The following is a 23,807-nucleotide window of genomic DNA, read 5'->3' as shown; positions in this document are numbered from 1 at the left end:
TTCATGGCCAACCGCTTCGATTCACGTCATTTTTACGACGCAATGTCGGGCATTGCCTTACATTGCGCCGGGAAAACCCCGAGTCCCTACAGGGATCACCCTGATTAGAGACCCGTCGCGTCAACTTCACGATAGCTCCCAAGCCGGCACCGCAGCCGGATGACCCGGAGAAATCAACGTGAAAGGCACCCTGACCGCCAGGATGGCGCAAGGCGTCAACCTGACGCCGCAACTGCTCCAGTCCATCCGCCTGCTGCAGCTGAGCGGCCAGCAGCTCGAACAGGAACTGGCCCAGACCCTGGAGCGCAACCCGTTGCTGGAGACCGCGGACGCCGAGCCCGAGCTCGACACCGGCGAGGACGCCGAAGTGGCGCAGCGCGAAACCGGCGCCTGGGACGAACTCCCCGAGGCGGCCTTCCTGTCCGGCCTGTCCGGCAACAGCGCCGGTGGCGGCGATCTGGACGATGCCAGTGCCCGCATCGCCGAAGGTGAGTCCAGCGACATGCGCCTGCGCCTGCTGGACCTGCTGGCCCTGTCCTGGCGCAAGGCCGAGCTGACCATGGCCGCCTGGTGGCTGGACCGTTGCGACGACAACGGCTACCTGGAGCAGCCGCTGCAAGCGCTGCTGGCCGAGGGCGCGGCCTGCTTTGATGTGGACCAGCTGCAGGTCGTGCGCCAGCGCCTGCTGCACGGCGAATGGCCCGGCATGGCCGCCGCCGATCCGGGCGAGTGTCTGCGCGCCCAGCTGCGCATGGCCCCGCAAGGCCCGGCCAACGCCCTGGCCGCGCGCATCCTGGCCGAGCACCTGGCGCTGCTGGCCGCGCACGACGATGCCGCCCTGGCCGCCGCCACCGGCGCCTCACTGGAGCAGGTCCAGGCCGCCGTCGCCCTGCTGATGTCGCTGCGGCCCCATCCGGCCCAGGCCCCAGCCATGGCCGAGCCGGCCCACATCGTGCCCGACGTGGTGGTGTGGTTTGCCGGCGGCGCCTGGCGGGTCGCGCTGGGCCGCCACAGCAGCCCGCGGGTGCGCATCTCGGCCCATTGCGAGCGCGCCCTGTCCGGCACCGGCGGCGGCAACGCGGTGCTGCGCGGCCTGCTGGACGAGGCCCGCTGGCTGGTCCGCGGCCTGGCCATGCGCAACGACACCCTGATGCGCACCGCCCAGCTGCTGGTCGAGCGCCAGCGCGGTTTCCTGGAGCATGGCGAGGAAGCCATCCTGCCGCTGACCCTGCGCGAGGTGGCCGACGCCATCGGCGTCCACGAATCGACCGTCTCACGCATCGTCTCGGGCAAGTACATCCAGACCCCGCGCGGCACCATCGAACTCAAGCGCCTGTTCGCGGTACGCCTGGAAGGCGCCGATGTCTCCGGCAGCGCGGTGCGCGCCATGGTCAAGCGCCTGATCGAGGACGAACCGCGCACCGCGCCGCTGGCCGATGAGGTCATCGCCGGCCTGCTCGCCCGCCAGGGCGTGCGCATCGCCCGCCGCACCGTGGCCAAGTACCGCGATCAGCTGTCCATCGGTCCGGCCAAGGCCCGCCAGTCCCGCCAGAACAGCCAGCAGGTCGCCGCCTGATGAACACCGCCCGCATTCTCGTCATCGACCAGGACATGGACCGCGCCGAGCGCGTGGCGACCCTGCTGGAGTTCATGGACTACACCCCGCGCATCGTCGCCGAGGTGGCCGACATCGACCCGGCACGCGCGCGCCCGACCGACTGGATGGCGGTGATCGTCGGCGAGGTGGACGATGCCGCGCTGGCCGGCTTCACCGCCTGGCTGGCCAAACAGCCGCTGCACCCGCCGGTGCTGGAGCTGCCCGGCCACGCCCCGGACGCGGCCTGGCGCGCCGCCCTGCACCGCCAGACCGTGTGGCCGCTGGATTTCCCGGTGCGCCGCACCCAGCTGCAGGACGCACTGGCCAAGGCTGCGGTCAAGCACGCCGAAGCGCAAGCCCGGGTCGGCCGCGCCCAGTCCGGCCCGACCGGGCGCAGCGCGCGCGCGGTCGAACTCAACCGCATGATCGACCAGGTCGCCCCCCACGACACCACCGTGCTGATCCTGGGCGAGTCGGGCACCGGCAAGGAAGTGGCCGCCCGCGCCCTGCACGAGCGCTCGGCCCGCCGCGCCAAGCCCTTTGTCGCGGTCAACTGCGGCGCGATCCCGGCCGATCTGCTGGAAAGCGAACTGTTCGGTCACGAGAAGGGCTCCTTCACCGGCGCCCTGACCCAGCGCAAGGGCCGTTTCGAGATGGCCGAAGGCGGCACCCTGCTGCTGGACGAGATCGGCGACATGTCCCTGGCCATGCAGGTCAAGCTGCTGCGCGTGCTGCAGGAGCGCAGCTTCGAGCGGGTCGGCGGCACCCAGACCATCAAGTGCGACGTGCGCGTCATCGCCGCCACCCACCGCGACCTGGAAGCGCGCATCGGCACCGGCCAGTTCCGCGAGGACCTGTTCTACCGGCTCAACGTGTTCCCCATCGAGATGCCCGCCCTGCGCGAGCGCATCGAGGACCTGCCCGAGCTGGTCGAGGCCATCACCCGCCAGCTGCGCGACCAGGGCCGCGGCCATGTAACCCTGTCCGAGGAAGCCATCACCGCGCTCAAGCGCCACCCTTGGCCGGGCAACGTGCGCGAGCTGTCCAACCTGATCGAGCGCCTGTCGGTGCTGCACCCGGCCGCCACCGTGCGCGCCGCCGACCTGCCGCCGCGCTACCGCGGCACGCTGCCCGGCGAAGGCCTGGACGCGGCCCCGGTGCTCTCCCAGATCGCCCGGCCGCAGATGCACCAGAGCGACCTGATGGCCGCCCTGGCCGAGCCGGTCGCCACCGCGTCGGTGCCGGTCACCATGGCCGCCCCGGCCGCCACGGCGCCGGCCAGCGACAGCACGCTGCCGGCCGCCGGCATCGACCTGCGCAACCACATCGCCACCATCGAGCTGGACCTGATCCGCGCCGCCCTGGCCCAGGCCGGTGGCGTGGTCGCCCACGCCGCGCCGCTGCTGGGCCTGCGTCGCACCACCCTGGTGGAGAAGCTGCGCAAGTACGGCATCGACCGCGAGGCCAGCGACGCCATGCCGGCGGTCGCGGCAGGTTTCTGACGGGGCCGGTGGCACGGGATTTGCCTGATCAGGTCAAGAACCCGTCCGCCGGAAAGCCGCAATGACCGACGCCATCTCCTCGATCCTCTCCCAGATCCGCGCGCATGAAGCGCGGACCCGGGAAGGGCTCGGCAGCGCCATCGACGTCGGCGGTTTGGGCAACGTCGGCAAGCCCGGCGGCACCGGCGAAACGGCGCCGGCCAACGGCGCAGGCTTCGGCCAGCTGCTGTCCAGGGCGATCGACAACGTCAGCCAGACCCAGGCCAACGCCGGCGCGCTGCAGACCGCCTTCGAACTGGGCGATCCGCGCGCCGACCTGGCCCGCACGATGGTCGCCATGCAGCAGGCGCAGGTGGCATTCCGGGCCACGGTCGAGGTCCGCAACCGCCTGGTCCAGGCCTACCAGGACGTGATGAACATGCCGGTGTGAGGCCGGGACTCGGGGTCCGGGACCCGGGACCCGGGAAAGCAGAGACAACATCGAAAGACGCACGCCACAGCTTGAATCGCCAAGACGAGAAGGCCACGGCAGGACACGCTTTCCCCGGGACTCGGGGTCCGGGACCCGGGACCCGGGAAAGCAGAGACAACATCGAAAGACGCACGCCACAGCTTGAATCGCCAAGACGAGAAGGCCACGGCAGGACACGCTTTCCCCGGGACCCGGGTCCCGGGTCCCAAGTCCCGACAGAAAAAGACAACAAGACCACAGCAGAACGCTTTCCCGGGTCCCGGGTCCCGGGTCCCGAGTCCCGAGTCCCGGGTCACCAGTCCCCGTCCCACGCCCCGACACACCAGCCCAACCCGACCCCTGACCCATGAGCGCAACCGCCCTTCCCAAAGCTGCCAACGCCCTGCGCGAGCTCGGGCGTTTCCAGGACATCCCGGTGGTGCGCCAGCTGGGCGTGTTCGTGCTGGCCGCAGCGGCCATCGCGCTGGGCCTGTGGCTGTTCTTCTGGACCCAGAAGCCGGACGACGTGATGGTCCAGGCCGGGCTGGATGCCAAGTCCACCGCCGAGGCCTCCGATGCGCTGCGCACCTCGCAGATCCCGTTCAAGCTCGACCCCGCCTCCGGCGCGCTGACCGTGCCGGCCGACCAGGCCGGTGCCGCGCGCATGGCCCTGGCCAGCGCCGGCATCGCCGCAGCCAACCCGGCTGGCTACGAGTCGCTGCAGGGCGACCAGGGCTTCGGCACCAGCCAGTTCGTCGAGAACGCGCGCTACCAGCACGCGATGGAGATCGAGCTGGCCCGCACCATCACCCAGCTGCGGCCGGTACGCGAAGCCCGGGTCCACCTGGCCATGCCCAAGCCGTCGGCCTTCACCCGCCAGAACGAGCCGGCCAGTGCCTCGGTGGTGCTGCAGCTCAACGCCGGCCAGACCCTGGAACAGAACCAGATCGATGCGATCGAGCGCCTGGTGGCCTCCTCGGTGTCGGACCTATCGCCCGAGCGGGTCACCGTGGTCGACCAGTTCGGCCGCCTGCTCTCGCAGGACGATCCGACCAGCGAGGAGGCGGTCAGCAACAAGCAGTTCGAACAGCAGCGCCGTCAGGAAGCGATGTACGTGCAGCGCATCGAGGAACTGCTGGCGCCGATGACCGGCGCTGGCCGGGTCAGCGCCAAGGTCAGCGTGGACATGGACTTTGCCCAGACCGAGCAGGCCAGCGAGACCTACGGCCCGCAGCCGGCGATCGTGCGCAGCGAACAGCTGAGCGAATCGGGCACCCTGTCCCCTTCCAACGCCAACGCCCAGGGCGTGCCGGGCAGCGCCAGCAACACCCCGACCCCGGCCAACACCGCCAGCCCGGCCGCACCGGCCAATGGCGCCGCGCCGGCCGCCGACGCCACCGCTACCGCCAATCCCGGCGGTGGCCAGGGCACGCGCAGCTCGGTCCGCAACTACGAGATCGACCGCACCCTGACCCATACCCGCCAGGCCACTCCGCGCATCCGCCGGGTCACCGCCGCGGTGCTGGTGGACAACGTGGCCGGTGCCCCGGCCGCCGCGGGCAAGCCCGCCGCCAGCCGCGCGCTCAGCGACGCCGAACTCAAGCGCATCCAGACTCTGGTCCAGCAGGCCATCGGCTACGACCAGCAGCGCGGGGATGTGGTCTCGGTGGTCAACGCGCCGTTCGCCGCGTCGGCCATCGACGCGCCGGACACTTCGGTGCCGCTGTGGCAGGACCCGCGCACCCTGACGATCGCGCGCCTGGTCCTGGGCGGGCTGGCGGTGCTGGGACTGATCTTCTTCGTGCTGCGCCCGGCCTTCAGGTCGATGCTCTCCCCGCGCGGCGCAGCCGGCAGCGCCCTGGCGCCGGTGGCTGCTGGGCCGCAGGTGATGCCCACGGTGGCCGGCGAGATGGTGGAGGACGAGGACGTGCCGGTGAAGCTCTCCCCGGCCTATTCGCCCAAGCCGGTGCTGCCGCCGGCCCCGGGCTTCGACCAGAAACTGCAGAGCGCGCGCGAGATCGCCAGCGCCGATCCCAAGCGCGTGGCCCAGGTCGTGCGCGAGATGGTGGCTTCCGATGGCTGACCAGGACGAAAAACTCAGCGGCACCCAGCGCGCGGCCGTGGTCCTGCTGTCGCTGGGCGAAGCCCAGGCCGCCGAAGTGCTCAGGCACATGGGCGCCCGGGAAGTACAGAAGCTCGGCCTGGCCATGGCCAGCGTCGGCGACATCCCGCACAAGGTGGTCGAGCAGATCATCGGCCAGTTCGTCGACACCCTGCAGCAGCCGGCCAAGATCGGCGACGGTGCCGACGAGTACGTGCGCGCCGTGCTGATGCAGGCGCTGGGCGAGGAACGTGCCAGCGGCCTGATCGACCGCATCCTGACCGGCCGCAACACCCCCGGCCTGGAAGCGCTCAAGTGGATGGAGCCCAAGGCCATTGCCCAGCTGGTGCGCAACGAACACCCGCAGATCATCGCCATCGTCATGGCCCACCTGGAAGGCGACCAGGCCGCCGAAGTGCTCAAGTGCCTGCCGGCCGAGCTGCACGGCGACCTGCTGGTGCGCATCGCCACCCTGGACGGCATCCCGCCGCAGGCGCTGGCCGAACTCAATGACGTGATGGCGCGCCAGTTCACCGGCAGCCAGACCAAACCCTCGGCCATCGGCGGGGCCAAGGTCGCGGCCAACATCCTCAATTTCGTCGAGGCCGGCCAGGACGAAGCGCTGCTCAAGGCCATCGCCGAGGTGGACGACAGCCTGGGCACGCAAATCCGCGACCTGATGTTCGTGTTCGACAACCTGGCCGGGCTGGACGACCGCACCATGCAGGCGATCCTGCGCGAGGTCTCCACCGACAAGCTGGCCCTGGCCATGCGCGGCGCCGACATGCGGGTGCGCGAGAAGATCACCCGCAACATGTCCCAGCGCGCGGCCGAGATCCTGCTCGACGACATGGAAGCGCGCGGCCCGGTGCGCCTGGCCGAAGTGGAAGCGGCGCAGAAGGACATCCTGGACCAGGTCCGCAAGATGGCCGAGGCCGGCGAGATCTCCATCAGCACCCGCGCCGAGGCCCTGATCTGATGCGCAGCCCCTTCGCACCCGCCGCCGATGCGGTGCGCTGGAACGCCCCCGGCCTGGGGCCGGCCGCGGCCGAGCCGGCCTTGCCCAAGCCGCCGACCGCCGCCGAGATCGACCAGATCCGCAGCGCCGCCCAGGAAGAGGGCCACGCGGCCGGCTATGCCGCCGGTGTCGCCGCCGGCCAGGCCGAGGTGCAGCGCCGCATCGCCCAGATCCAGGGCGTGCTGGATGGCTTCATCCATCCGCTGGCGCGCCTGGATGGCGAAGTGGCCGATGCGCTGGCGGACCTGTCGGTGCGCATCGCCGGGGTGCTGGTCGGACGCGCCTATGCCGCCGACCCGACCCTGCTGGCCGACCTGGTGCGCGAAGCCCTGGATGCGGTGGGCAGCGGCAGCCGCGAGATCGAACTGCGCCTGCACGGCGATGATTTCGGCGTGCTCGCCCCGCACCTGGCCGGCCTGGACGGCGTGCGCCTGACCGCCGACCCGGCCCTGGGCCGCGGCGAACTGCGCCTGCACAGCGAGGGCGTGCGCATCGACGGCACGCTTCATGCACGGCTGCAGTCGGTGCTGGAAGCCGCCCTGGCCGCCAGCGACGAGGCCACGACCCCGCAATGAACACCACCGCGCACCGCGCCGCCACGATCGAGGGCCTGCAGGGCGCACGCAACCTGCGCCTGGCCGAGCGGCTGCGCGCGGCCGCGCCGGAGCCGCCGCACATGGGCCTGGTCCGCGAAGGCGTGCTGCGCCGCGCGGTCGGCCTGACCCTGGAAGCCTCCGGCTGCAGCGCGCCGAGGGGCTCGCGCTGCCGCGTGGCCACCTCCGGCGGACGTTGGGTCGATGCCGAGGTGGTCGGCTTCTCCGGCGACCGCACCTACCTGATGCCGACCGGCGACCTGCAGGGCCTGCTGCCCAACGCGCGCGTGGTCTGGACCCGTCGCAAGGGCGAAGTGGCCGTCGGCGAAGGCCTGCTCGGCCGGGTCATCGACAACGAAGGCGCACCGCTGGACGGCAAGGGCCCGATCCGCGCCGAACGCTACGTGCCGCTGGCTGGCACTCCGATCAACCCGCTCTCGCGGATGCCGATCAGCGAGTCGCTCGATGTCGGCGTGCGCGCGATCAACGCCGTGCTGCCGATCGGCCGCGGCCAGCGCGTGGGCCTGTTCGCCGGCTCGGGCGTGGGCAAATCCACGCTGCTGGGGATGATGACCCGCTTCACCGGGGCCGACGTCATCGTGGTCGGGCTGATCGGCGAACGCGGCCGCGAAGTGCGCGATTTCGTCGAAGCCACGCTGGGCGAGGAAGGCCTGCGCCGTGCGGTCGTGGTCGCCGCCCCGGCCGACCGTCCACCACTGGCGCGCCTGCATGGCGCGCTGCGCGCCACCGCGATCGCCGAGTGGTACCGCGACCAGGGCCTGCAGGTGCTGCTGCTGATGGATTCGCTGACCCGCTTCGCCCAGGCCCAGCGCGAGATCGGGCTGTCGGTCGGCGAGCCGCCGACCACCCGCGGCTATCCGCCCAGCGTGTTCGCCAAGCTCCCGGCCCTGGTGGAGCGTGCCGGCATGGGCGCCGACGGGCGCGGTTCGATCACCGCCTTCTATACCGTGCTGACCGAAGGCGATGACCAGCAGGAGCCGATCGCCGACGCCTCGCGCGCCATCCTTGACGGCCACATCGTGCTGACCCGACGCATCGCCGATGCCGGCCAGTACCCGGCCATCGACATCGAGCAATCCGTCAGCCGGGTGATGCAGGACATCACCGACGCGCCCTGGCGCGAACACATCCGCAAGCTCAAGCGCCTGATCGCCGCCTACAACGCCCAGCGCGACCTGATCGCGATCGGCGCCTACCAGCGCGGCAGCGATCCGAATGTGGACCAGGCGCTGGCGCGCTGGCCGGCGATCCAGAATTTCCTCGGCCAGGACGTGCGCGAGTGCTCGGATGTGGCCGCCAGCCGCGATGCGCTCTCGCGCCTGCTCGACGAGGGCAACGGCCAGCCGTTCCCGCTCACGCAGTAACCGTTTCAACCCACGAAAGCCCCCACGCAAGAGACCCACGACCATGCGCTCCCAACGGCTCGACCCGCTGATCAAGGTGACCCAACAGCGCCAGGATGAGGCCGCCCGCACGGTGGCCGAACGCGAACAGGCCGTGCGCGAGCAGCAGGAGCGCCTGGAGGCGCTGCGCCGCTACGCCGAGGAATACGCCGCCTCGCCGGCCAACGCGACCATTTCGCCGGCGCTGCTGGTCAACCGCATCGCCTTCCGCGAGCGGCTCAATGCGGCCGTGGTACAGCAGGCCGGCATCGTCGACAGGAGCCGCCAGCTCAGCGACGTCGAACGCGCCCGCCTGATGCTGGCCAGCCGCCAGACGCTGGTGCTGGAGAAGCTGGCCGACAGCTATCGCGCCCAGGAAGCACAGGTCGAACAGGCCAAGGCCCAGCGCGAGCTGGACGAGATCGGCAGCCGTCGCAGCAACGTGACCGCCCTGGCGATCAGCGCGGGAGAGGACGCATGAGCGTGGGCAACGCCACCGCAACGCAGGGCAACGTGCTGCTGGCCGGCGCCGGTGGCGGCGGCTTGGCCAATGCCCGCGCGCCCAGCGAGGCGGCGCAGGACCGGCTCAGCTACGCCGACTTCGCCGCCAGTGCCGATGCCAGCGCCAACTCGGCTTCCCCCCAGGACGCAGCTGCGCCCGCGGCGGCCAGCCCCGCTGGCCTGGCGCCGCCGCCCTCCACCACGACGGCGCTTGCCATGCACAACGTGTCCTCCTTGCAGCAGGGCGCAGCCGCTGCGGCGGCCGCCACCAACCAGGCCGCCTCCCTGGCCGCCAATGCCGCCAAGCTAGTGGGCACGACGGCCGCTTCGGCCACTGCGCAGGCCAAGGACAGCGCCAGGATGGCCGCCGCCGAGGCACCGGCCGATGCGTTGTCGATGCGCGCCGCGCTAGGGGCGCAGGAACCGGGCGATGCCGCCACGACGCCTCCGCTGGCGACCAGGTTCGCCGAGGCCACCGACGCCGACCCCGCGGCTGAAGCCACCCCGCCGGCCGAGACCACGCTGTCCCAGCAGATGCTGGCGCTGCTGGCCGGCAGCCTGGCGATCGCTGCACCGGCCCCGCCCGCGCAGAACGCGGTGACCCTGCCGGTCGCCGACACCAGCGCCACCGGCGCAGGCACCGGCACGGCTTCGGCACTGATGGCCAGCAATGCCGCCAGCCAGCTGCAGCAATCGCCGGGCCTGGCCCAGGCCGGCGCACTCTCGGCGCTGCTCGATCCCAGGGCCGCCGCATCCACCGACACGCCGGCCGATGCGCTCAAGCTGGCGCTGAACGTGGCGGCCGACGCAGATGCTGGCAGCACGTTCGCGGTGCAGACCGACAAGGACGACAGGACTTCATTGTTTGGCCTGTCCGGCACCGGCGCCACCGCGCCCACGTTGGATCGTCCGCTGACCAGCAACGCGGTCACCGCCACGCCGCTGGCCATGCCGACGCGCCCGGACGATGGCTTCGACGATGGCCTGGGCGCACGCATCGGGTGGATGGCCGAACAGAAGCTTGGCCATGCGCAGATCCGCCTCAACCCGGAAAACGCCGGCCCGATCGATGTGCGCATCCAGCTGGACGGCAGCCAGGTCAACGCCAGCTTCCACAGCGCCAGTGCCGAGGTGCGTCAGGCACTGGAAGCCAGCCTGCCGCGCCTGCGCGAAATGCTCGGTCAGCAGGGCATGCAGCTGGGCAACACCGACATCGGCCAGGGCCAGGCGCAGCAACAATCCGGGCAGGGCCAGCCCGCACCGCGCGGCGTCACCGGCGGCAGCGACACCGGCACCCTGGCCGGCGTTGCCGCCGCACCCGCCCCGATCCTCGTGCGCAGCCGCGGCCTGCTGGACGAGTACGCCTGATCGCCCGCGCCGTGGCACCCGGCGCAAGCGCCGGCGCGGGTGGTGCCCCTAGCGCTACGACGCCAGGGGACCGCTGTAGCCGTCAACGAAACCATCAACGAAACTGCCCAGGCCCGCTGCCGCGAACAACACCAGGGCCGCGGCCAGCAAGATGTTGCGGCTGTTCCTGCGATAGCCGATGACCAGGCAGATGACGCCCACGGCCAGCAGTGCGTACTCGAGAATGTCCATATTCGTTCTCCGGTGATGTGAAAGGTCGCCCTGGCGCGCGTCGGCCAGGCCAGCTCGAAAGTTCCCGGTTTTCAGCCCTGAAACCCAGCCCGCGCGTGCGCCGGGCCGGCCCAAGCGGTGACCGGCTCATCGTCCAGCGTGGCGCACGCGCGCGGTGTGGTGGCGACATGGGCGCGCGGGCCTGTGCATGCCTCGGTCATCTTTACCTTCCCTGTTCGATGAAGGGGTTGCCCCCAGCGGCGGGTTTTTTTCCCGGCCCTGCGCACGGAGCGGCCGGCACGGGGATTGTTCGGTCCGGTGCGGCGGGCGTCAAGCTCGCGGACCGGGCCTGAAACCCACGCGCGACCTGCGCTTCGGGTCGGCCCGGCGAGGCGAGGTCCGTACGACATCGGCACCGCAAGCCCCCAGTCGGCTGCGCTGATCGCCTGATCGCCGCCTGCTGCCCGACCGCCGACGGAATCCCGCCGCCGCCACCGTCGGCGCTTCGTCGCGCCACCCGCCAGCAACCCCGCGGCTGCGGCACGCGGCTTGCAGTGGCATCGGAGGAGTCCTTTTCCATCAATACCGGAGTTGTTCCCGTGGCGACCAAACCCGCAGCGGCCGATGCGCCGAAGAAGAAGAGCAAGCTGCCGCTGATCATCGGCGCGGTGGTGCTGCTGGGCGGCGGCATGGCCGGTGGCTGGTTCCTGCAGCAGCGCGGCGCCAAGCATGCCGCGACCGCCGAAGCTGGGCCCCGCGCTGCGCCCGCCAGGGCCGCGGCCACCTACTACGCGCTGGAACCGGCCTTCGTGGTCAACCTGGCCGATACCGATGCCAACCGCTACCTTCAGTGCGACGTGCAGCTCATGACCCGCGATCCGGACACGCTCAAGGCCATCGAGGCCCAGGCCCCGGCCATCCGCAACCGCCTGCTGCTGCTGTTCGGCCAGCAGACCTCGGTGCAGCTGGCCCAGCGCAGCGGCAAGGAGCGCCTGCAGGCGGCGGCGCTGGAGGAGGTCAAGAAGGTGCTGGCCGCCGAAGGTGGCGCCAACAAGCCCGAAGCGGTGATCTTCACCAGCCTGGTCGTGCAGTGATGAGCGAGGAGCTGCTGTCCCAGGAGGAAATCGACGCCCTGCTCCACGGCGTGGACAGTGGCGCGGTGGGCATGGGTCCGGCCGCCGCGCCGGGCGAAGTGCGCAGCTACGACTTCAACAACGCCGGCCGTGTCGTGCGCAGCCGCCTTCCCGGACTGGACACGGTCAACGAGCGCTTCGTGCGCAACTTCAAGACTGGCCTGTTCAACCTGCTGCGGCGTGCGCCGGAGCTGACCTACCGCGGCACCGACGTGCTGCGCTTCGACGAATACGCCAACGCCCTGCCGGTGCCGGCCAGCGTCACCCGCGTGCACATGGCCCCGCTCAAGGGCACCGCCCTGGTGGTGTACGAGCCGCGCCTGGTGTTCACCGTGGTGGAGAACTTCTTCGGCGGCACCGGGCGGATGCCGGCGCGCCTTGAAAACCGCGAGTTCACCCCGTCCGAGCAGCGGGTGATCCAGCTGATGCTCAAGCAGACCTTCACCGACCTGGCCGAGGCCTGGACACCGCTGCTGGCAGTGCATTTCCAGGCGCTGCCGCCCGATCCCTACACCCCGATCGGCGAGCTGATGGACGGCCGCGACCACATGGTGGTCAGCCGGTTCTCGGTGGCGCTGGAAACCGGCGGCGGCGATTTCGCCATCGCCATTCCCTACAGGATGCTCGAACCGCTGCGCGAGGACCTGGAAGCCCCCCGCCGCCCGCACGCCGAACCGGACACCACCTGGGCCCGTGCGATGCGCACGGCCATCGAACAGGCCAGCCTGGAAGTGAGCCTGTCCATCGCCCATCGTCAGATCAGCCTGCGCGAGCTGTCGCGCCTGAAGGTCGGCGACATCATCCCGATCGAGCTGGCACGCCCCGTGCATCTGGAAGTCGAACGCACGCCGATGTCCGTCGGCGAGTTCGGCACCCACAACGGCTTCAACGCCTTCAAGGTCACCCAGGTGCAGTTCCCGCACGTGCCCTCCTCCAATGATTCCCAAGAGCCTGTCGCCTCATGAGCACCGAGAACGCCGCCCCCGCCGCCTTCGATCCGCTGACCGCCGAGCCCGGCGCGCCGGTGGCCGGCGACCTGAACCTGGACGTCATCCTGGACGTGCCGGTGCAGCTGTCGCTGGAAGTGGGCCGCACCCGCATCCCGATCCGCGACCTGCTGCAGCTCACCGCCGGTTCGGTGGTGGAGCTGGAACGCGCCGCCGGCGAACCGTTGGACGTGTTCGTCAACGGCACCCTGATCGCCCAGGGCGAAGTGGTGGTGGTCAACGAGCGTTTCGGCGTGCGCCTGACCGACGTGGTCAGCCCGGCCGAGCGCATCAAGAGGCTCAAGTGAATCCTGCGGCGCCCGCACCGGCGCCGGCCCACCCGGCGCCCGGCGCGGGCGCCGCATCGCCGTTGATCGCAGTCCCGGCGATGGCCATTGCCTCCACCAATGCCGGCAACACCGCTGCACCGGATCAAGCCAGCCAGATGCCAGCCCAGCGCGAAGCCACGTCAGCCGCGGCCGCGCCTGCCGGCAACGCGCCGACACAGGCCCGGGCCACTGGCAGCGACGCCGCACTCGCCGGCAACGCGCCAGCCAGCGCACCGGCGCAGGTCGAAAAGCAGTTCACCGTGCCCGGTCACCCGGCCAGTACCGCCACCACCACCCAGCTGGGCACGCCGATCGGTGCGCCTGCGGCTTCGCCCGGCGGCGCCGGCAGCATCGGTGGCGCCGTGCTCGCCCTGGTCCTGGTGGTCGGCCTGATCCTGGTATTGGGATGGCTGGCCAAGCGCATGCCGGGGATCGGCGGGGCCAGCAATCCGGCGTTGAAGGTGATCGGATCGCTGTCCCTGAGCCCGCGCGAACGGGTGGTGGTGGTGGCCGTCGGTGACACCCAGCTGGTGCTGGGCACCGGCGCCGGCGGCACCCGCCTGCTGCACCAGCTCGACACACCGCTGCCCGTCACCCCGGCCAAGGCGCCACCCGCCTTCGCCCAGGTGCTGGCGCAACGCTTGGGCAGAAAGCCGTGAGCCGCCCGCGTGTCCGGTCACGTGCCCGCCTGATCCGCCTGCTGGTGGTCCTGTTGCTGGGCATTGCCCTGCCGCTGGCCGGCAGCGCGTTGGCCCAGCAGGCCGCCGCACCAGCCGCGCCGCAGGCCCAGGCCCCGGCCGCCACGCCGGCGCAGAACAGCCTGCCCAGCGTCGCCGACCTGGCCGGCCAGCAGCTGCCGCAGGTCAACGTCGGCCAGGTCGGCGGCGAGAAGGTCAGCATGCCGCTGCAGGTGCTGCTGCTGATGACCTCCATCACGCTGCTGCCGGCGGCGCTGCTGGGGATGACTGCCTTCACCCGGATCATCATCGTGCTGGGCCTGCTGCGCCAGGCATTGGGCACCGGCCAGACGCCGTCCAACCAGGTGCTGCTGGCGCTGGCGCTGTTTTTGACCTTCATGGTGATGACGCCGGTGTTCGATGCGTCCTGGGCCCACGGCATCGCGCCGTACCTGGACAAGACCATGGACTTCAAGACCGCATGGAGCGCGGCGATCGACCCGTTCCGCGGCTTCATGCTGGCCCAGGTCCGGCAGAACGACCTGATGACCTTTGCCGGCCTGTCCCACACCGGGCCCTATGCCAATGCGCAGGACGTGCCGTTCGGCGTGCTGGCCGCCTCGTTCCTGACCAGCGAGCTGAAGACCGCCTTCGAGATCGCGTTTTTGATCTACATTCCGTTCGTGATCATCGACCTGGTGGTGGCCAGCGTGCTGATGTCGATGGGCATGATGATGCTCTCGCCGATGCTGATCTCAGCGCCGTTCAAGATCCTGCTGTTCGTGCTGGTCGACGGCTGGGTCCTGGTGGTCGGCTCGCTGGCCTCAAGCTTCAATCCGTTCTGACGCCAGGGGCAAAAGCGACCCCTCCCCAGCCCTCCCCTGCGCTGCGCGCAAGGGAGGGGGCCAGAGCACACGGCGACAACCAGGCTGACCCGCTTTTCGCCCCCTCCCTTGCGCAGGGGAGGGCCAGAGCACACGGCGACAACCAGGCTGACCCGCTTTCCGCCCCCTCCCTTGCCCGCGCAGCGCGCAGGGGAGGGCTGGGGAGGGGTCGCTTTTGCTTTTGCTTCCGCCTCCGCTTTGCGCCTCAGTCCGGCAGCGCCAGCCGCCGCAACAGGTCCTCCAGCACCGCATCGGTCTGCTGAAGCACCTCGTGGTTCCAGTAGCGCACGACGCGGTAGCCGGCCGCGTTCAGGGCGGCGGTCCGGCGCGCATCGGCCTGGGCCCGAGCGCCGTGCTGCCCGCCGTCCAGTTCCACGATCAATCGGGCCGCCGGCGCGGCGAAATCGGCGATGAAGCCTGCGATCGGCATCTGCCGGCGGAACTTCACGCCCGCCAGCTGCCGGCCGCGCAGGCGCTGCCAGAGCCGGTGCTCGGCGTCGGTGGGGGCGTTGCGCAGCGTGCGTGCGCGGTGACGCAAGGCATCCATGCCTGGGTCCTGGGTCTGGAAAGACAACCCAGCGTAGCAAGGCTGGCGGGGCTGCTGGAAGCCCAAAGCAACCCCTCCCCAACCCTCCCCTGCGCTGCGCGCAAGGGAGGGGGCCAAAAGCCCTGGTCGTCAGCGGACTGGATTGGCCCGGCCCTCCGGCAGCGCAGACGAGGGGCGCGAAAAGCCTGCCGGCGTCGCTGTTGCCGTGCGCTCTGCCCCCTCCCTTGCGCGCAGCGCAGGGGAGGGCTGGGGAGGGGTCGCTTCTGCCGCGAAAGGTCGCTCCCATGCAGCGACCACCCCGGGGGCCGCACCCACCAACCCCGGCACGCGCCTTGCAACTGCCCTGCGCAGGCGCCGGGCTTCCGGCGCGTCCTCTCAACATCGCGCAGCACGCCATGACCCCCGAAACCGCCATGACCGAAATTTCCCGCGGGCTGGAGACCGCCCTGGTCCTGGGCGCGCCGCCGCTGCTGGCGGTGCTGGTGATCGGGGTGGTGGTGGGGATCGCCCAGGCCGCCACCCAGATCAACGAGCCGACCATCGCCTTCGTGGTCAAGGCGCTGACCCTGGTGGCGACCCTGGCGGTGGCCGGCAACTTCCTGCTCGGCCGGTTGACCAGCTTCACCGTCGATCTGTTCCACCGCATCCCGCAGCTGATTGGCTAAGCGGCAGGCACTGCGCGCCATGGACACCGTGACCCTGACCACGTCCACCGGCGTGGACCTGTTCGGCCTGCTGGCCACGGTGCTGTGGCATGCGCTGCGGATCGGTGCGGCGGTGCAGGTGCTGCCGGTGATCGGCGGCCGGACTCTGCCGGCGCGGGTGCGCCTGATCCTGGTGTTGGCCCTGTCGGCCACACTTTCCACGGTATTGCCGCCGGCCCCGCCGATGGCGATCGATGCGGCCACGGTGCTGGGCGTGCTGCGCGAGTTCACCGTCGGCATCGCCATCGGCCTGATGCTGCGGCTGGCGTTCGAGGCCGGGCAGCTGGCCGGCGAACTGGTGTCCCAGGGCATGGGCCTGTCGTTTGCGACCATGGCCGATCCGCTGAGCGGGGCGTCCTCGCCGGTGCTGGCGCAGTGGTTCTTCCTCGTGTTCTCGCTGCTGTTCTTCACCCTGGACGGGCACCTGGCGCTGATCAGCCTGCTGGCCGACAGCTACGTCAACCTGCCCATCGGCGCAGCCCTGCCCGATCGCCAGGCGGTGCTGTCGGCGGTGCCGGAATTCTTCGGCGCCTGCCTGCGCGCCGGGGTGCTGCTGGCGCTGCCGGTGATCATGGCGCTGCTGGCGGTGAATATCGCGTTCGGGGTCCTTGCCCGCGCGGCCCAGCAACTCAATCCCATGCAGATCGGCCTGCCGGTCTCGCTGCTGGTCGGCCTGGTCCTGCTGATGCTGCTGGCACGCCAGCTGCAGGCCCCGGTACAGGCGCTGTTCGACCAGGCCTTTGCCGCCGCGCACGCGGTCACTGGCTGAACACGGCCGCCTGACAGGACCGCACGATGAGCAGCCAGGACCAGGAAGACCGCACCGAGGCCCCGACCGAAAAACGCCTGCGCCAGGCCCGGGAGAAAGGCAACGTCCCGCGCTCGCGCGAACTGGCCAACGTGGCCGTGCTGGGCTGCGCGGTGCTGGCACTGAAGGCCAGCGCCGGCCACATCGGCGCGGCCAGTCGCGACTGGATGCGGGCCGCGCTGCACTACGACCGCGCCCTGCTCGACGCGCCCGACCGGCTGCTGCCGCACGCCGCGGGCCTGCTGGGATCGCTGGTGGCGCCGATGCTGCCGATGCTCTTCGCTGCGCTGATCGCCTGTGCGATTTCCCCGGCGATCATGGGCAGCCTGCGCTTTGCCGGGCAGTCGCTGCAGCCGGATTTCTCGCGTCTGAACCCGATGTCCGGCCTGGCCCGGATGTGGGGCAGGGAAAGCCTGGCCGAGGTGCTGCGCTCGCTGCTGCGGGTGGCCTTGATCGGCGGGATCGGCGGCTGGATGGTGTACCGCGCGTTCAAGGCCTTGCTGGGCATGCCGCAGGCCTCGCTGGAGCAGTCGGTGGCCGGCGGGGTGCAGATGGCCATGACCACGTTGCTGGCCATGGTCGGTGCGCTGGGCGCACTGGCCCTGATCGACGTGCCGTGGCAGCACTTCCAGTACCGGGCCAGGCTGAAGATGACCAAGCAGGAGATCCGCGACGAGCACAAGGAGGCCGAGGGCAATCCGGAGATGAAGGCCCGGGTGCGCCAGGTGGCCATGCAGATGTCGCGGCGCCGGATGATGGAGGCGGTGCCCACCGCCGATGTGGTGCTGGTCAACCCCACCCACTACGCGGTGGCCCTCAAGTACAAGGCCGACGGCGGCATGCGCGCGCCGGTGGTGGTGGCCAAGGGCATGGACGAGATGGCCATGGCGATCCGCGAACTGGCCGGGCAGCACCGCATCGCGGTGGTCGAGGCCCCGCCGCTGGCACGGTCCTTGTACAGGCAGGCCCAGCTCGATCAGGAAATCCCGGTGAAGCTCTACGCAGCCGTCGCACAAGTCCTCTCCTACGTGTACCAGCTGCGCGCCTGGGCCCCTGGTCGCGGGCCGATGCCCTCGCTGGCCGAGGTCGATGCCGGACCCGAGGGCGCGGTCGACTTCGATCCGCACGGCGCCGGGGAGTCCTCGCCGTGAGCGCACAACCCGGACGGATCTCCGTCAACGGCGTGATCGGCGCGATCCGGAGCGGTGCGGCCGCCCCGCTGGTGGTGGTGGCGATGCTGGCCATGGTGATCGTGCCGCTGGCGCCGATCGTCCTGGACGGGCTGTTCACCATCAACATCGCCCTGTCGCTGGTGGTGATGCTGGCGGTGGTGTACGTGAAGCGGCCGCTGGAGTTCTCGATCTTCCCCAGCGTCCTGCTGATGGTCACCCTGCTGCGGCTGGCGCTGAACGTGGCCTCCACCCGGGTGGTCCTGCTGCACGGCCACAAGGGTCCGGGCGCGGCCGGCCATGTGATCGAGTCCTTCGGCCAGTTCGTGATCGGCGGCAGCTTTGCCGTGGGCATCGTGGTCTTCGCGATCCTGACCATCGTCAACTTCGTGGTGGTCACCAAGGGCGCCGGGCGCATCTCCGAGGTCTCGGCGCGCTTCATCCTGGACGCCCTGCCCGGCAAGCAGATGGCGATCGATGCCGACCTCAACGCCGGCCTGCTGACCCGCGAGGAAGCCAAGGCCCGCCGCCAGGAAGTGCGCGAGGAAGCCGACTTCTACGGCTCGATGGATGGTGCCTCCAAGTTCGTCCGCGGCGATGCCATCGCCGGCATGCTGATCCTGGCGATCAACATCATCGGTGGCCTGCTGATCGGCGTGCTCCAGCACGACATGGGCTTCGGCGATGCGTTCAGGACCTACACCCTGCTGGCCATCGGCGACGGCCTGGTCGCGCAGCTGCCGGCGCTGCTGATCGCCACCGCGGTGGCGATGTTGGTGACCCGCTCCACCGGCGAGCAGGACATGGGCGCCACGGTGTCCAGGCAGGTGTTCGGCCACCAGCGCGCGCTGACCGTGGCCGCGCTGCTGCTGGGCCTGATCGGGATCATCCCGGGCATGCCCAACATCCCGTTCCTGCTGCTGGCCGGCATCCTGGGCTTTGCCGCCTTCAGGCTGCACCAGCGCACCCTGGCCGCGCCCCAGGCCGAAGCCGCCGCGGCGGCCAGTGCCGGCGCCGCCGCCGCGCCCAATGCCGAGCTGAGCTGGGACGAGATCCGCCCGGTCGAGCCGCTGGCCCTGGAAGTGGGCTACAAGCTGATCGCGCTGGTGGACAAGCAACAGGGCGGCGAGCTGCTGGCGCGGCTCAAGGGCGTGCGCCGCAAGCTGACCCAGGACCTGGGCTTCCTGATCCCGGCCGTGCACGTGCGCGACAACCTGGAGCTGGCTCCGGGCCAGTACCGGGTGCTGGTCCACGGGGTGCCGCTGGCCGGTGGCGAGATCCACCCGGATCGCGAACTGGCCCTGGACCCGGGCCGGGTGTTCGGGGCGCTGGACGGCATCCCCGGCAAGGACCCGGCCTTCGGCCTGGATTCGACCTGGATCCTGCCCAGCCAGCGCGCGCATGCCGAATCGCTGGGCTACACCGTGGTCGATGCGGCCACGGTGGTCGCCACCCATCTGTCGCACCTGATCCGCGAGCGCGCCGCCGAACTGCTGGGCCTGGAAGAAGTACAGCAGCTGCTGGCCACCCTGGGCCGCGGCGGCAACGCCAAGCTGGTCGAGGACCTCACGCCCAAGCTGCTGCCGCTGTCGGTGGTGGCCAAGGTGCTGCAGTCGCTGCTGACCGACAGGGTCCCGCTGCGCCAGATCCGTCAGATCGTGGAGACCCTGCTCGAGCACGCCCCGCATACCCAGGACCCGGCCCAGCTCACCGCCGCGGTGCGCGTGGCGTTGGGCCGCTTCATCGTCCAGGAGATCAACGGCATGGCCGAAGAGTTGCCGGTCTACACCCTGGCCCCGCAGCTGGAACGGGTGCTGCAGGATTCGGTCAACGGCGCCGGCGCCGCGCTGGAGCCGGGCCTGGCCGAACGCATCCACCAGAACCTGAGCCAGTGCGTGACCCAGCAGGAAAGCAAGGGCGAACCGGCCGTGCTGCTGGTCCCCGGCGGGGTGCGCGCCTCCATCGCCCGCCTGGTCCGCCACAGCGTGCCGGCGCTGTCGGTGCTGGCCTATTCGGAAGTGCCCGAGGACAAGCGCCTGCGGCTGGTGGGGGCGGTGGGCTGAGCCGGAAGGTGGGTTCGCGCGGATTCCTGCGTCGACCCCGCCTCGGTGGTCCCGGGTCCGCGCCAGGCGCTGCCGGGGCCATGGGCACGCCGGCGATCGGCCATGCCGGGGCTTCCGCGCCGACACACCGTCGCTGCCTGCGCCCGGCGATCGCGGCACGGGTCCTGCATGGCCCTGGACAGCGTGATGCCGGGTGGCCGGCAGCGCAGGAGGTCCACTGAAAATGAACATCAAGCGTTTCGTTGCCAGCGACATGCGCACCGCCCTGCGGATGATCCGTGATGCGCAGGGCCCCGATGCGGTGATCCTGTCCAGCCAGCCGGTGGCCGGTGGCATCGAAGTGGTCTCGGCCACCGGCTACGACCAGGCCGCTCTGGCCCGGGCCATGCGCGCCGCCGGTGCCGACCCGACCGACTCCAGCCCGGCCGCACTGTCGGCCCTGGCCCAGGGCCACGCCGGAATCTCGGCAGCCGCCGGAATCCCGGCGCCGCCCGCACCGCCCGCAACACCAGCCGACACGGGCGCCGCAGCGGCCGGCCGCCAGGCCGACCCGGCCGCCGCGTTCGCCGCGGCCCTGACCAGCCCCCGCGCCGAAACCGCCGCCCCGGAGTCGCTGCTGGCCCGCGCCCGTGCCCGCCTGCGCGGCCAGCATGGCGAACAGACCCTGGCCGAACAGGCTCCAGCTCCGGCTCCGGCCGCGCCGACCCGCACCGCCGCACCGGCGCAGCTGCATGCCGCCCAGGCCGAGGTGGCGCAAACGCCGGTCCCCGACTTCGCCGCCAGCCTGCGTGCGCGCCTGGCAGCCAGCCAAGCCCAGGCGCGCGTCACCCAGGACATGACCGGCACCGACCAGGCCCAGCTCGCCGCGCCGCTGGCCCAGGTCACGGTCGGCGCGGAGGTCGAAGCCGCCGCGCCGGCTGCGCTCACGCCGGCCGCAGCGCCAGTCGAGGCCGATCGTCCAGCGCTGTCGCTGGTACCCACCGCCGAGGTCGACCCGGCGATTGCCGCCATGCGCGAGGAGATGGCCCGCATGCGCGCGCTGATGGAAACGCAGATCGAGCAGCTCTCGCTGGAGCGCCTGCGCGGGTCGCCGGCGCGGGCGGCGGCCTTCGATGCGCTGATCGGCCACGGCTGCGAGCAGTCGCTGGCCCAAGCCGTGGCCCTGCGCATCGACCCGGCGCTGCCGGTGTCGCAGATCAATGCCGCGCTGATAGCCGAGCTGGCCCGCAGCCTGTCCATCGCCGCTTCCGAATCGATCGACGAAGGCGGGGTGATCGCCCTGGTCGGCCCGACCGGCGCCGGCAAGACCACCACCGCGGCCAAGCTGGCCGCGCGCTTCGCCGCCCGCCACCGCGCCCGCGACGTGGCCCTGGTCACCACCGACTGCGAGCGTCCCGGCGCACACGAACAACTGCAGGCCCATGGCCGCAAGCTGGGCATCACCGTATGCGAGGCGCGCGGGATCGGCGGCCTGCAGCTGGCGCTGGAGCAGCTGGCCGACTACCCGCTGGTGCTGGTCGATACCACCGGCTACGCGCCGACCGACCGCGCCCTGTTCAACCAGATCCTGTGGCTGCGCGCCACGCGCAAGGTCCGCAGCCTGCTGGTGCTGCCGGCCAATGGCCACCCGCAGGACCTGGGCGAGGTGATCCGCCGCTACCGGCCGGCCGCACCCGAAGGCCTGGTCCTGACCAAGCTGGACGAAACCGGCTACCTGGGCAGTGCGCTGTCGGTCAGCACCCGTGCCGGCATGCCGATCGCCTACACCACTCACGGCCAGCGCATCGACACCGACATCGAGGCCGGCGATGCCGAGCGCATCGCCCAGGCGATGGAAAGCGCGCGCCGCAGCAGCGAGGTCGCCACTCACGGCATCGAGGCCCGCCATGCAGTCGCCTGATGCCAGCGCCCTGCGCATGCCGCGGGTGATCGCCGTGGCCAGCGGCAAGGGCGGGGTGGGCAAGACCACCACCTCGATCAACCTGGCCGCGGCCATGGTCAATGCCGGCCAGCGCACCCTGTTGCTGGATACCGACTTGGGCCTGGCCAATGCCGATGTGATGCTGGGCCTGTCCCCGCGCTTCACCCTGTCCGATGTGTTCGCCGGCAAGTGCACGCTGGCCGACACCCTGCTGGAAGGCCCCAACGGCCTGCTGGTGGTGCCGGCCGCATCGGGCAAGCAGCACATGGCCCAGCTTTCGGCGCAGGAACACGTGGGCCTGGTCCATGCCTTCTCCGAGCTGGACCTGCCGCTGGAGGTGATGGTGATCGACAACGCCGCCGGCATCGCCGATGGGGTGCTGACCTTCTGCCAGGCCGCGCACGATGTGGTGGTGGTGGTCTGCGACGAGCCAGCCTCGATGACCGACGCCTACGCGCTGATCAAGGTGCTCGGGCGCGACCGCGGCGTGCAGCGCGTGCACGTGCTGGCCAGCCAGGTGGCAGACGCCGCCGAGGGCCCGGCCCTGTTCGCCAAGCTCGAACGGGTGGTCTCGCGCTTCCTGGACATCACCCTCAACTATCTGGGCGCGATCCCGCGCGACGAGTGGCTGCGCCGCGCGGTGCAGCGCCAGGAAGCGGTCGTGGACGCCTTCCCCTCGGCGCCCTCGGCCGCCGCCTACCGTGAGGTGGCCCGGCGTGCCCGCCAGTGGCAGCAGCCCACCGGCCCGCGTGGGCACGTGGAATTCTTCCTTGAACGCCTGGTCGGCCAGCCCGCCGCCCCGGGGAGCCGCACGCCATGAACGCCCTTGCCGCCAGAAGCTATCGCGCCCACCAGAACGGCTCGGCCAGCGACATCGTCGAAAGGCACGGCGAGCTGGTCCGCCGCATCGCCCACCACCTGGCCGCGCGGCTGCCGGCCAGCGTGGAGATCGACGACCTGATCCAGGCCGGCATGCTCGGCCTGATCGAGGCGGCCCGCAACTACCAGGCCGACCAGGGCGCGACCTTCGAGACCTATGCGTCCATCCGCATCCGCGGGGCGATGATCGACCAGATGCGCCGCGGCGACTGGACCCCGCGTTCGGTCCATCGCAACTACCGGCAGATGATCGCCGCGGTGCGCCGGATCGAGCAGTCCACCGGCCGCGCCGCAAGCCCGGCCCAAGTGGCCGCGGCGATGGAGATCCCGCTGGAGGAATATCACCAGCTGGTCGAGGACGCTGCCCGCGGCCAGCTCTCCAGCCTGGACGCGCACATGGACGAGCACGACGGCGAACCGCAACTGGCCACCGCCGACCACGCCACCCCGGCACGCGCGTTCGAGGACCAAGCATTCCGCTGCGCCCTGGCCGAGGCCATCGCCAGCCTGCCCGAGCGCGAAGGCCTGGTGCTCTCGCTCTATTACGAGCAGGAACTGAACCTGCGCGAGATCGGCGCGGTGCTGGCGGTCAGCGAATCGCGGGCCTGCCAGATCCATGGCCAGGCCATGGTCCGCCTGCGCGCCCGCCTGGCCGACTGGAAGCGCGAGCCGCAGGACCCGGAAGACTGACGGACACGCGGCAGCGCAGGCCATCCTCGATCGCGCTGCGCTTGGCCCCCTCCCTTGCGAAGCAGGGGAGGGATGGGGAGGGGTTGCTGTTGATCTGCTCGTTCTTGCATGTGCTGCGCGCCGAAAGCAAAGGCACCCCTCCCCGACCCTCCCCTTCGCGCTGACGCGCGAAAGGCAGGGGCAAGGCAGCGTTCTTGATTTGCCCGGCCCACCGAGCGAGCCGCTTGGCCCGCTCCCTTGCGAAGCAGGGGAGGGATGGGGAGGGGTTGCTGT

Annotated in this window: 23 protein-coding genes; 21 read left to right on the top strand and 2 right to left on the bottom strand. The window is 71.0% G+C overall.

The window, feature by feature from the left end; translation table 11 throughout:
- Positions 1-178 precede the first annotated feature (178 nt).
- The 9 genes from rpoN to D9R12_RS09885 all read left to right on the top strand — a co-directional run bounded on the left by rpoN (position 179) and on the right by D9R12_RS09885 (position 10,534).
- Positions 179-1,576 (top strand): RNA polymerase factor sigma-54, encoded by a 1,398-nt coding sequence (gene rpoN / locus D9R12_RS09925; RefSeq protein ID WP_122230161.1) that lies wholly within the window; start codon positions 179-181, stop codon positions 1,574-1,576.
- Complete coding sequence (locus tag D9R12_RS09920) at positions 1,576-3,099, top strand: sigma-54 dependent transcriptional regulator (protein WP_122230159.1); 1,524 nt, start codon at positions 1,576-1,578, stop codon at positions 3,097-3,099. Before rpoN ends, D9R12_RS09920 begins: the two co-directional genes overlap by 1 nt.
- A 61-nt stretch (positions 3,100-3,160) precedes the next feature.
- Positions 3,161-3,529: a flagellar hook-basal body complex protein FliE gene (gene fliE, locus D9R12_RS09915; protein ID WP_122230157.1), complete on the top strand. Its 369-nt coding sequence runs from the start codon at positions 3,161-3,163 to the stop codon at positions 3,527-3,529.
- 388 nt (positions 3,530-3,917) lie between these two features.
- Positions 3,918-5,633 carry a flagellar basal-body MS-ring/collar protein FliF gene (gene fliF, locus D9R12_RS09910; RefSeq protein WP_122230155.1) on the top strand — a complete coding sequence of 572 codons (1,716 nt, stop codon included), beginning with the start codon at positions 3,918-3,920 and terminating at the stop codon, positions 5,631-5,633.
- Positions 5,626-6,630 carry a flagellar motor switch protein FliG gene (gene fliG / locus D9R12_RS09905; protein ID WP_122230153.1) on the top strand — a complete coding sequence of 335 codons (1,005 nt, stop codon included), beginning with the start codon at positions 5,626-5,628 and terminating at the stop codon, positions 6,628-6,630. The genes fliF and fliG overlap by 8 nt, the downstream gene beginning before the upstream one ends.
- On the top strand, positions 6,630-7,244 hold the full coding sequence (locus D9R12_RS09900; RefSeq protein ID WP_122230151.1) for a FliH/SctL family protein: 615 nt from the start codon (positions 6,630-6,632) through the stop codon (positions 7,242-7,244). Before fliG ends, D9R12_RS09900 begins: the two co-directional genes overlap by 1 nt.
- Positions 7,241-8,647, top strand: coding sequence for a flagellar protein export ATPase FliI (gene fliI, locus D9R12_RS09895; protein ID WP_122230149.1), 1,407 nt, complete (start codon positions 7,241-7,243; stop codon positions 8,645-8,647). Before D9R12_RS09900 ends, fliI begins: the two co-directional genes overlap by 4 nt.
- A 43-nt stretch (positions 8,648-8,690) precedes the next feature.
- Positions 8,691-9,146, top strand: a complete 456-nt coding sequence (fliJ, locus tag D9R12_RS09890; RefSeq protein ID WP_122230147.1) for a flagellar export protein FliJ — start codon at positions 8,691-8,693, stop codon at positions 9,144-9,146.
- On the top strand, positions 9,143-10,534 hold the full coding sequence (locus D9R12_RS09885) for a flagellar hook-length control protein FliK (RefSeq protein ID WP_122230144.1): 1,392 nt from the start codon (positions 9,143-9,145) through the stop codon (positions 10,532-10,534). The genes fliJ and D9R12_RS09885 overlap by 4 nt, the downstream gene beginning before the upstream one ends.
- 54 nt (positions 10,535-10,588) lie before the next feature.
- Here the strand turns inward: D9R12_RS09885 and D9R12_RS15795 are convergent, their stop codons facing one another.
- A complete protein-coding gene (locus D9R12_RS15795; protein ID WP_170159221.1) occupies positions 10,589-10,765 on the bottom strand; it encodes a hypothetical protein in 177 nt (58 codons plus the stop codon).
- 578 nt (positions 10,766-11,343) lie between these two features.
- Here D9R12_RS15795 and D9R12_RS09880 point away from each other — a divergent pair.
- From D9R12_RS09880 to fliP, 5 genes are all read left to right on the top strand, one after another.
- Complete coding sequence (locus tag D9R12_RS09880; protein WP_014159455.1) at positions 11,344-11,838, top strand: flagellar basal body-associated FliL family protein; 495 nt, start codon at positions 11,344-11,346, stop codon at positions 11,836-11,838.
- Positions 11,838-12,842 carry a flagellar motor switch protein FliM gene (fliM, locus tag D9R12_RS09875; protein WP_122230142.1) on the top strand — a complete coding sequence of 335 codons (1,005 nt, stop codon included), beginning with the start codon at positions 11,838-11,840 and terminating at the stop codon, positions 12,840-12,842. Before D9R12_RS09880 ends, fliM begins: the two co-directional genes overlap by 1 nt.
- Positions 12,839-13,171 carry a flagellar motor switch protein FliN gene (gene fliN / locus D9R12_RS09870; RefSeq protein ID WP_122230140.1) on the top strand — a complete coding sequence of 111 codons (333 nt, stop codon included), beginning with the start codon at positions 12,839-12,841 and terminating at the stop codon, positions 13,169-13,171. The genes fliM and fliN overlap by 4 nt, the downstream gene beginning before the upstream one ends.
- A 281-nt stretch (positions 13,172-13,452) precedes the next feature.
- The gene (fliO, locus tag D9R12_RS16195; protein ID WP_122230358.1) at positions 13,453-13,851 is read left to right on the top strand and encodes a flagellar biosynthetic protein FliO; all 399 of its coding nucleotides are present in this window, start codon (positions 13,453-13,455) and stop codon (positions 13,849-13,851) included.
- Positions 13,848-14,714 (top strand): flagellar type III secretion system pore protein FliP, encoded by an 867-nt coding sequence (fliP, locus tag D9R12_RS09860; RefSeq protein WP_122230138.1) that lies wholly within the window; start codon positions 13,848-13,850, stop codon positions 14,712-14,714. The genes fliO and fliP overlap by 4 nt, the downstream gene beginning before the upstream one ends.
- A gap of 244 nt (positions 14,715-14,958) precedes the next feature.
- Here the strand turns inward: fliP and D9R12_RS09855 are convergent, their stop codons facing one another.
- The gene (locus D9R12_RS09855; protein ID WP_122230136.1) at positions 14,959-15,300 is read right to left on the bottom strand and encodes an endonuclease domain-containing protein; all 342 of its coding nucleotides are present in this window, start codon (positions 15,298-15,300) and stop codon (positions 14,959-14,961) included.
- A 395-nt stretch (positions 15,301-15,695) separates the two neighbouring features.
- On the opposite strand from D9R12_RS09855, the gene D9R12_RS09850 reads away from it, so the two are divergent.
- From D9R12_RS09850 to D9R12_RS09820, 7 genes are all read left to right on the top strand, one after another.
- The gene (locus D9R12_RS09850) at positions 15,696-15,965 is read left to right on the top strand and encodes a flagellar biosynthetic protein FliQ (RefSeq protein WP_014159449.1); all 270 of its coding nucleotides are present in this window, start codon (positions 15,696-15,698) and stop codon (positions 15,963-15,965) included.
- A 19-nt stretch (positions 15,966-15,984) separates the two neighbouring features.
- The gene (gene fliR, locus D9R12_RS09845) at positions 15,985-16,773 is read left to right on the top strand and encodes a flagellar biosynthetic protein FliR (protein ID WP_122230134.1); all 789 of its coding nucleotides are present in this window, start codon (positions 15,985-15,987) and stop codon (positions 16,771-16,773) included.
- Positions 16,774-16,799: 26 nt separating this feature from the next.
- Entirely contained in the window at positions 16,800-17,963 is a 1,164-nt protein-coding gene (flhB, locus tag D9R12_RS09840; protein ID WP_122230132.1) for a flagellar biosynthesis protein FlhB, read from the top strand.
- A complete protein-coding gene (flhA, locus tag D9R12_RS09835) occupies positions 17,960-20,044 on the top strand; it encodes a flagellar biosynthesis protein FlhA (protein ID WP_122230130.1) in 2,085 nt (694 codons plus the stop codon). The genes flhB and flhA overlap by 4 nt, the downstream gene beginning before the upstream one ends.
- A 223-nt stretch (positions 20,045-20,267) precedes the next feature.
- A complete protein-coding gene (gene flhF / locus D9R12_RS09830) occupies positions 20,268-21,944 on the top strand; it encodes a flagellar biosynthesis GTPase FlhF (protein ID WP_122230128.1) in 1,677 nt (558 codons plus the stop codon).
- Complete coding sequence (locus D9R12_RS09825) at positions 21,931-22,785, top strand: MinD/ParA family protein (protein WP_122230126.1); 855 nt, start codon at positions 21,931-21,933, stop codon at positions 22,783-22,785. The genes flhF and D9R12_RS09825 overlap by 14 nt, the downstream gene beginning before the upstream one ends.
- Positions 22,782-23,534 carry an RNA polymerase sigma factor FliA gene (locus tag D9R12_RS09820; RefSeq protein WP_122230124.1) on the top strand — a complete coding sequence of 251 codons (753 nt, stop codon included), beginning with the start codon at positions 22,782-22,784 and terminating at the stop codon, positions 23,532-23,534. Before D9R12_RS09825 ends, D9R12_RS09820 begins: the two co-directional genes overlap by 4 nt.
- Positions 23,535-23,807 lie beyond the last annotated feature (273 nt).

It is taken from the genome of Pseudoxanthomonas spadix (assembly GCF_003703395.1).
Lineage (GTDB): Bacteria > Pseudomonadota > Gammaproteobacteria > Xanthomonadales > Xanthomonadaceae > Pseudoxanthomonas_A > Pseudoxanthomonas_A spadix.
The sequence above is the reverse complement of the archived record's forward strand: the minus strand, read 5'-3'. Positions and strand labels throughout refer to the sequence as shown.

What these genes read in the sequence shown, in the direction of transcription:
- D9R12_RS15795 (WP_170159221.1), bottom strand. Translation starts at nt 10,765, where the DNA reads ATGGACATTCTCGAGTACGCACTGCTGGCCGTGGGCGTCATCTGCCTG.
- fliR (WP_122230134.1), top strand. Translation starts at nt 15,985, where the DNA reads ATGGACACCGTGACCCTGACCACGTCCACCGGCGTGGACCTGTTCGGC.
- fliJ (WP_122230147.1), top strand. Translation starts at nt 8,691, where the DNA reads ATGCGCTCCCAACGGCTCGACCCGCTGATCAAGGTGACCCAACAGCGC.
- flhF (WP_122230128.1), top strand. Translation starts at nt 20,268, where the DNA reads ATGAACATCAAGCGTTTCGTTGCCAGCGACATGCGCACCGCCCTGCGG.
- D9R12_RS09825 (WP_122230126.1), top strand. Translation starts at nt 21,931, where the DNA reads ATGCAGTCGCCTGATGCCAGCGCCCTGCGCATGCCGCGGGTGATCGCC.
- D9R12_RS09855 (WP_122230136.1), bottom strand. Translation starts at nt 15,300, where the DNA reads ATGGATGCCTTGCGTCACCGCGCACGCACGCTGCGCAACGCCCCCACC.
- D9R12_RS09850 (WP_014159449.1), top strand. Translation starts at nt 15,696, where the DNA reads ATGACCCCCGAAACCGCCATGACCGAAATTTCCCGCGGGCTGGAGACC.
- D9R12_RS09920 (WP_122230159.1), top strand. Translation starts at nt 1,576, where the DNA reads ATGAACACCGCCCGCATTCTCGTCATCGACCAGGACATGGACCGCGCC.
- fliI (WP_122230149.1), top strand. Translation starts at nt 7,241, where the DNA reads ATGAACACCACCGCGCACCGCGCCGCCACGATCGAGGGCCTGCAGGGC.
- fliM (WP_122230142.1), top strand. Translation starts at nt 11,838, where the DNA reads ATGAGCGAGGAGCTGCTGTCCCAGGAGGAAATCGACGCCCTGCTCCAC.
- D9R12_RS09820 (WP_122230124.1), top strand. Translation starts at nt 22,782, where the DNA reads ATGAACGCCCTTGCCGCCAGAAGCTATCGCGCCCACCAGAACGGCTCG.
- fliF (WP_122230155.1), top strand. Translation starts at nt 3,918, where the DNA reads ATGAGCGCAACCGCCCTTCCCAAAGCTGCCAACGCCCTGCGCGAGCTC.
- fliG (WP_122230153.1), top strand. Translation starts at nt 5,626, where the DNA reads ATGGCTGACCAGGACGAAAAACTCAGCGGCACCCAGCGCGCGGCCGTG.
- flhB (WP_122230132.1), top strand. Translation starts at nt 16,800, where the DNA reads ATGAGCAGCCAGGACCAGGAAGACCGCACCGAGGCCCCGACCGAAAAA.
- D9R12_RS09885 (WP_122230144.1), top strand. Translation starts at nt 9,143, where the DNA reads ATGAGCGTGGGCAACGCCACCGCAACGCAGGGCAACGTGCTGCTGGCC.
- fliN (WP_122230140.1), top strand. Translation starts at nt 12,839, where the DNA reads ATGAGCACCGAGAACGCCGCCCCCGCCGCCTTCGATCCGCTGACCGCC.
- D9R12_RS09900 (WP_122230151.1), top strand. Translation starts at nt 6,630, where the DNA reads ATGCGCAGCCCCTTCGCACCCGCCGCCGATGCGGTGCGCTGGAACGCC.
- fliE (WP_122230157.1), top strand. Translation starts at nt 3,161, where the DNA reads ATGACCGACGCCATCTCCTCGATCCTCTCCCAGATCCGCGCGCATGAA.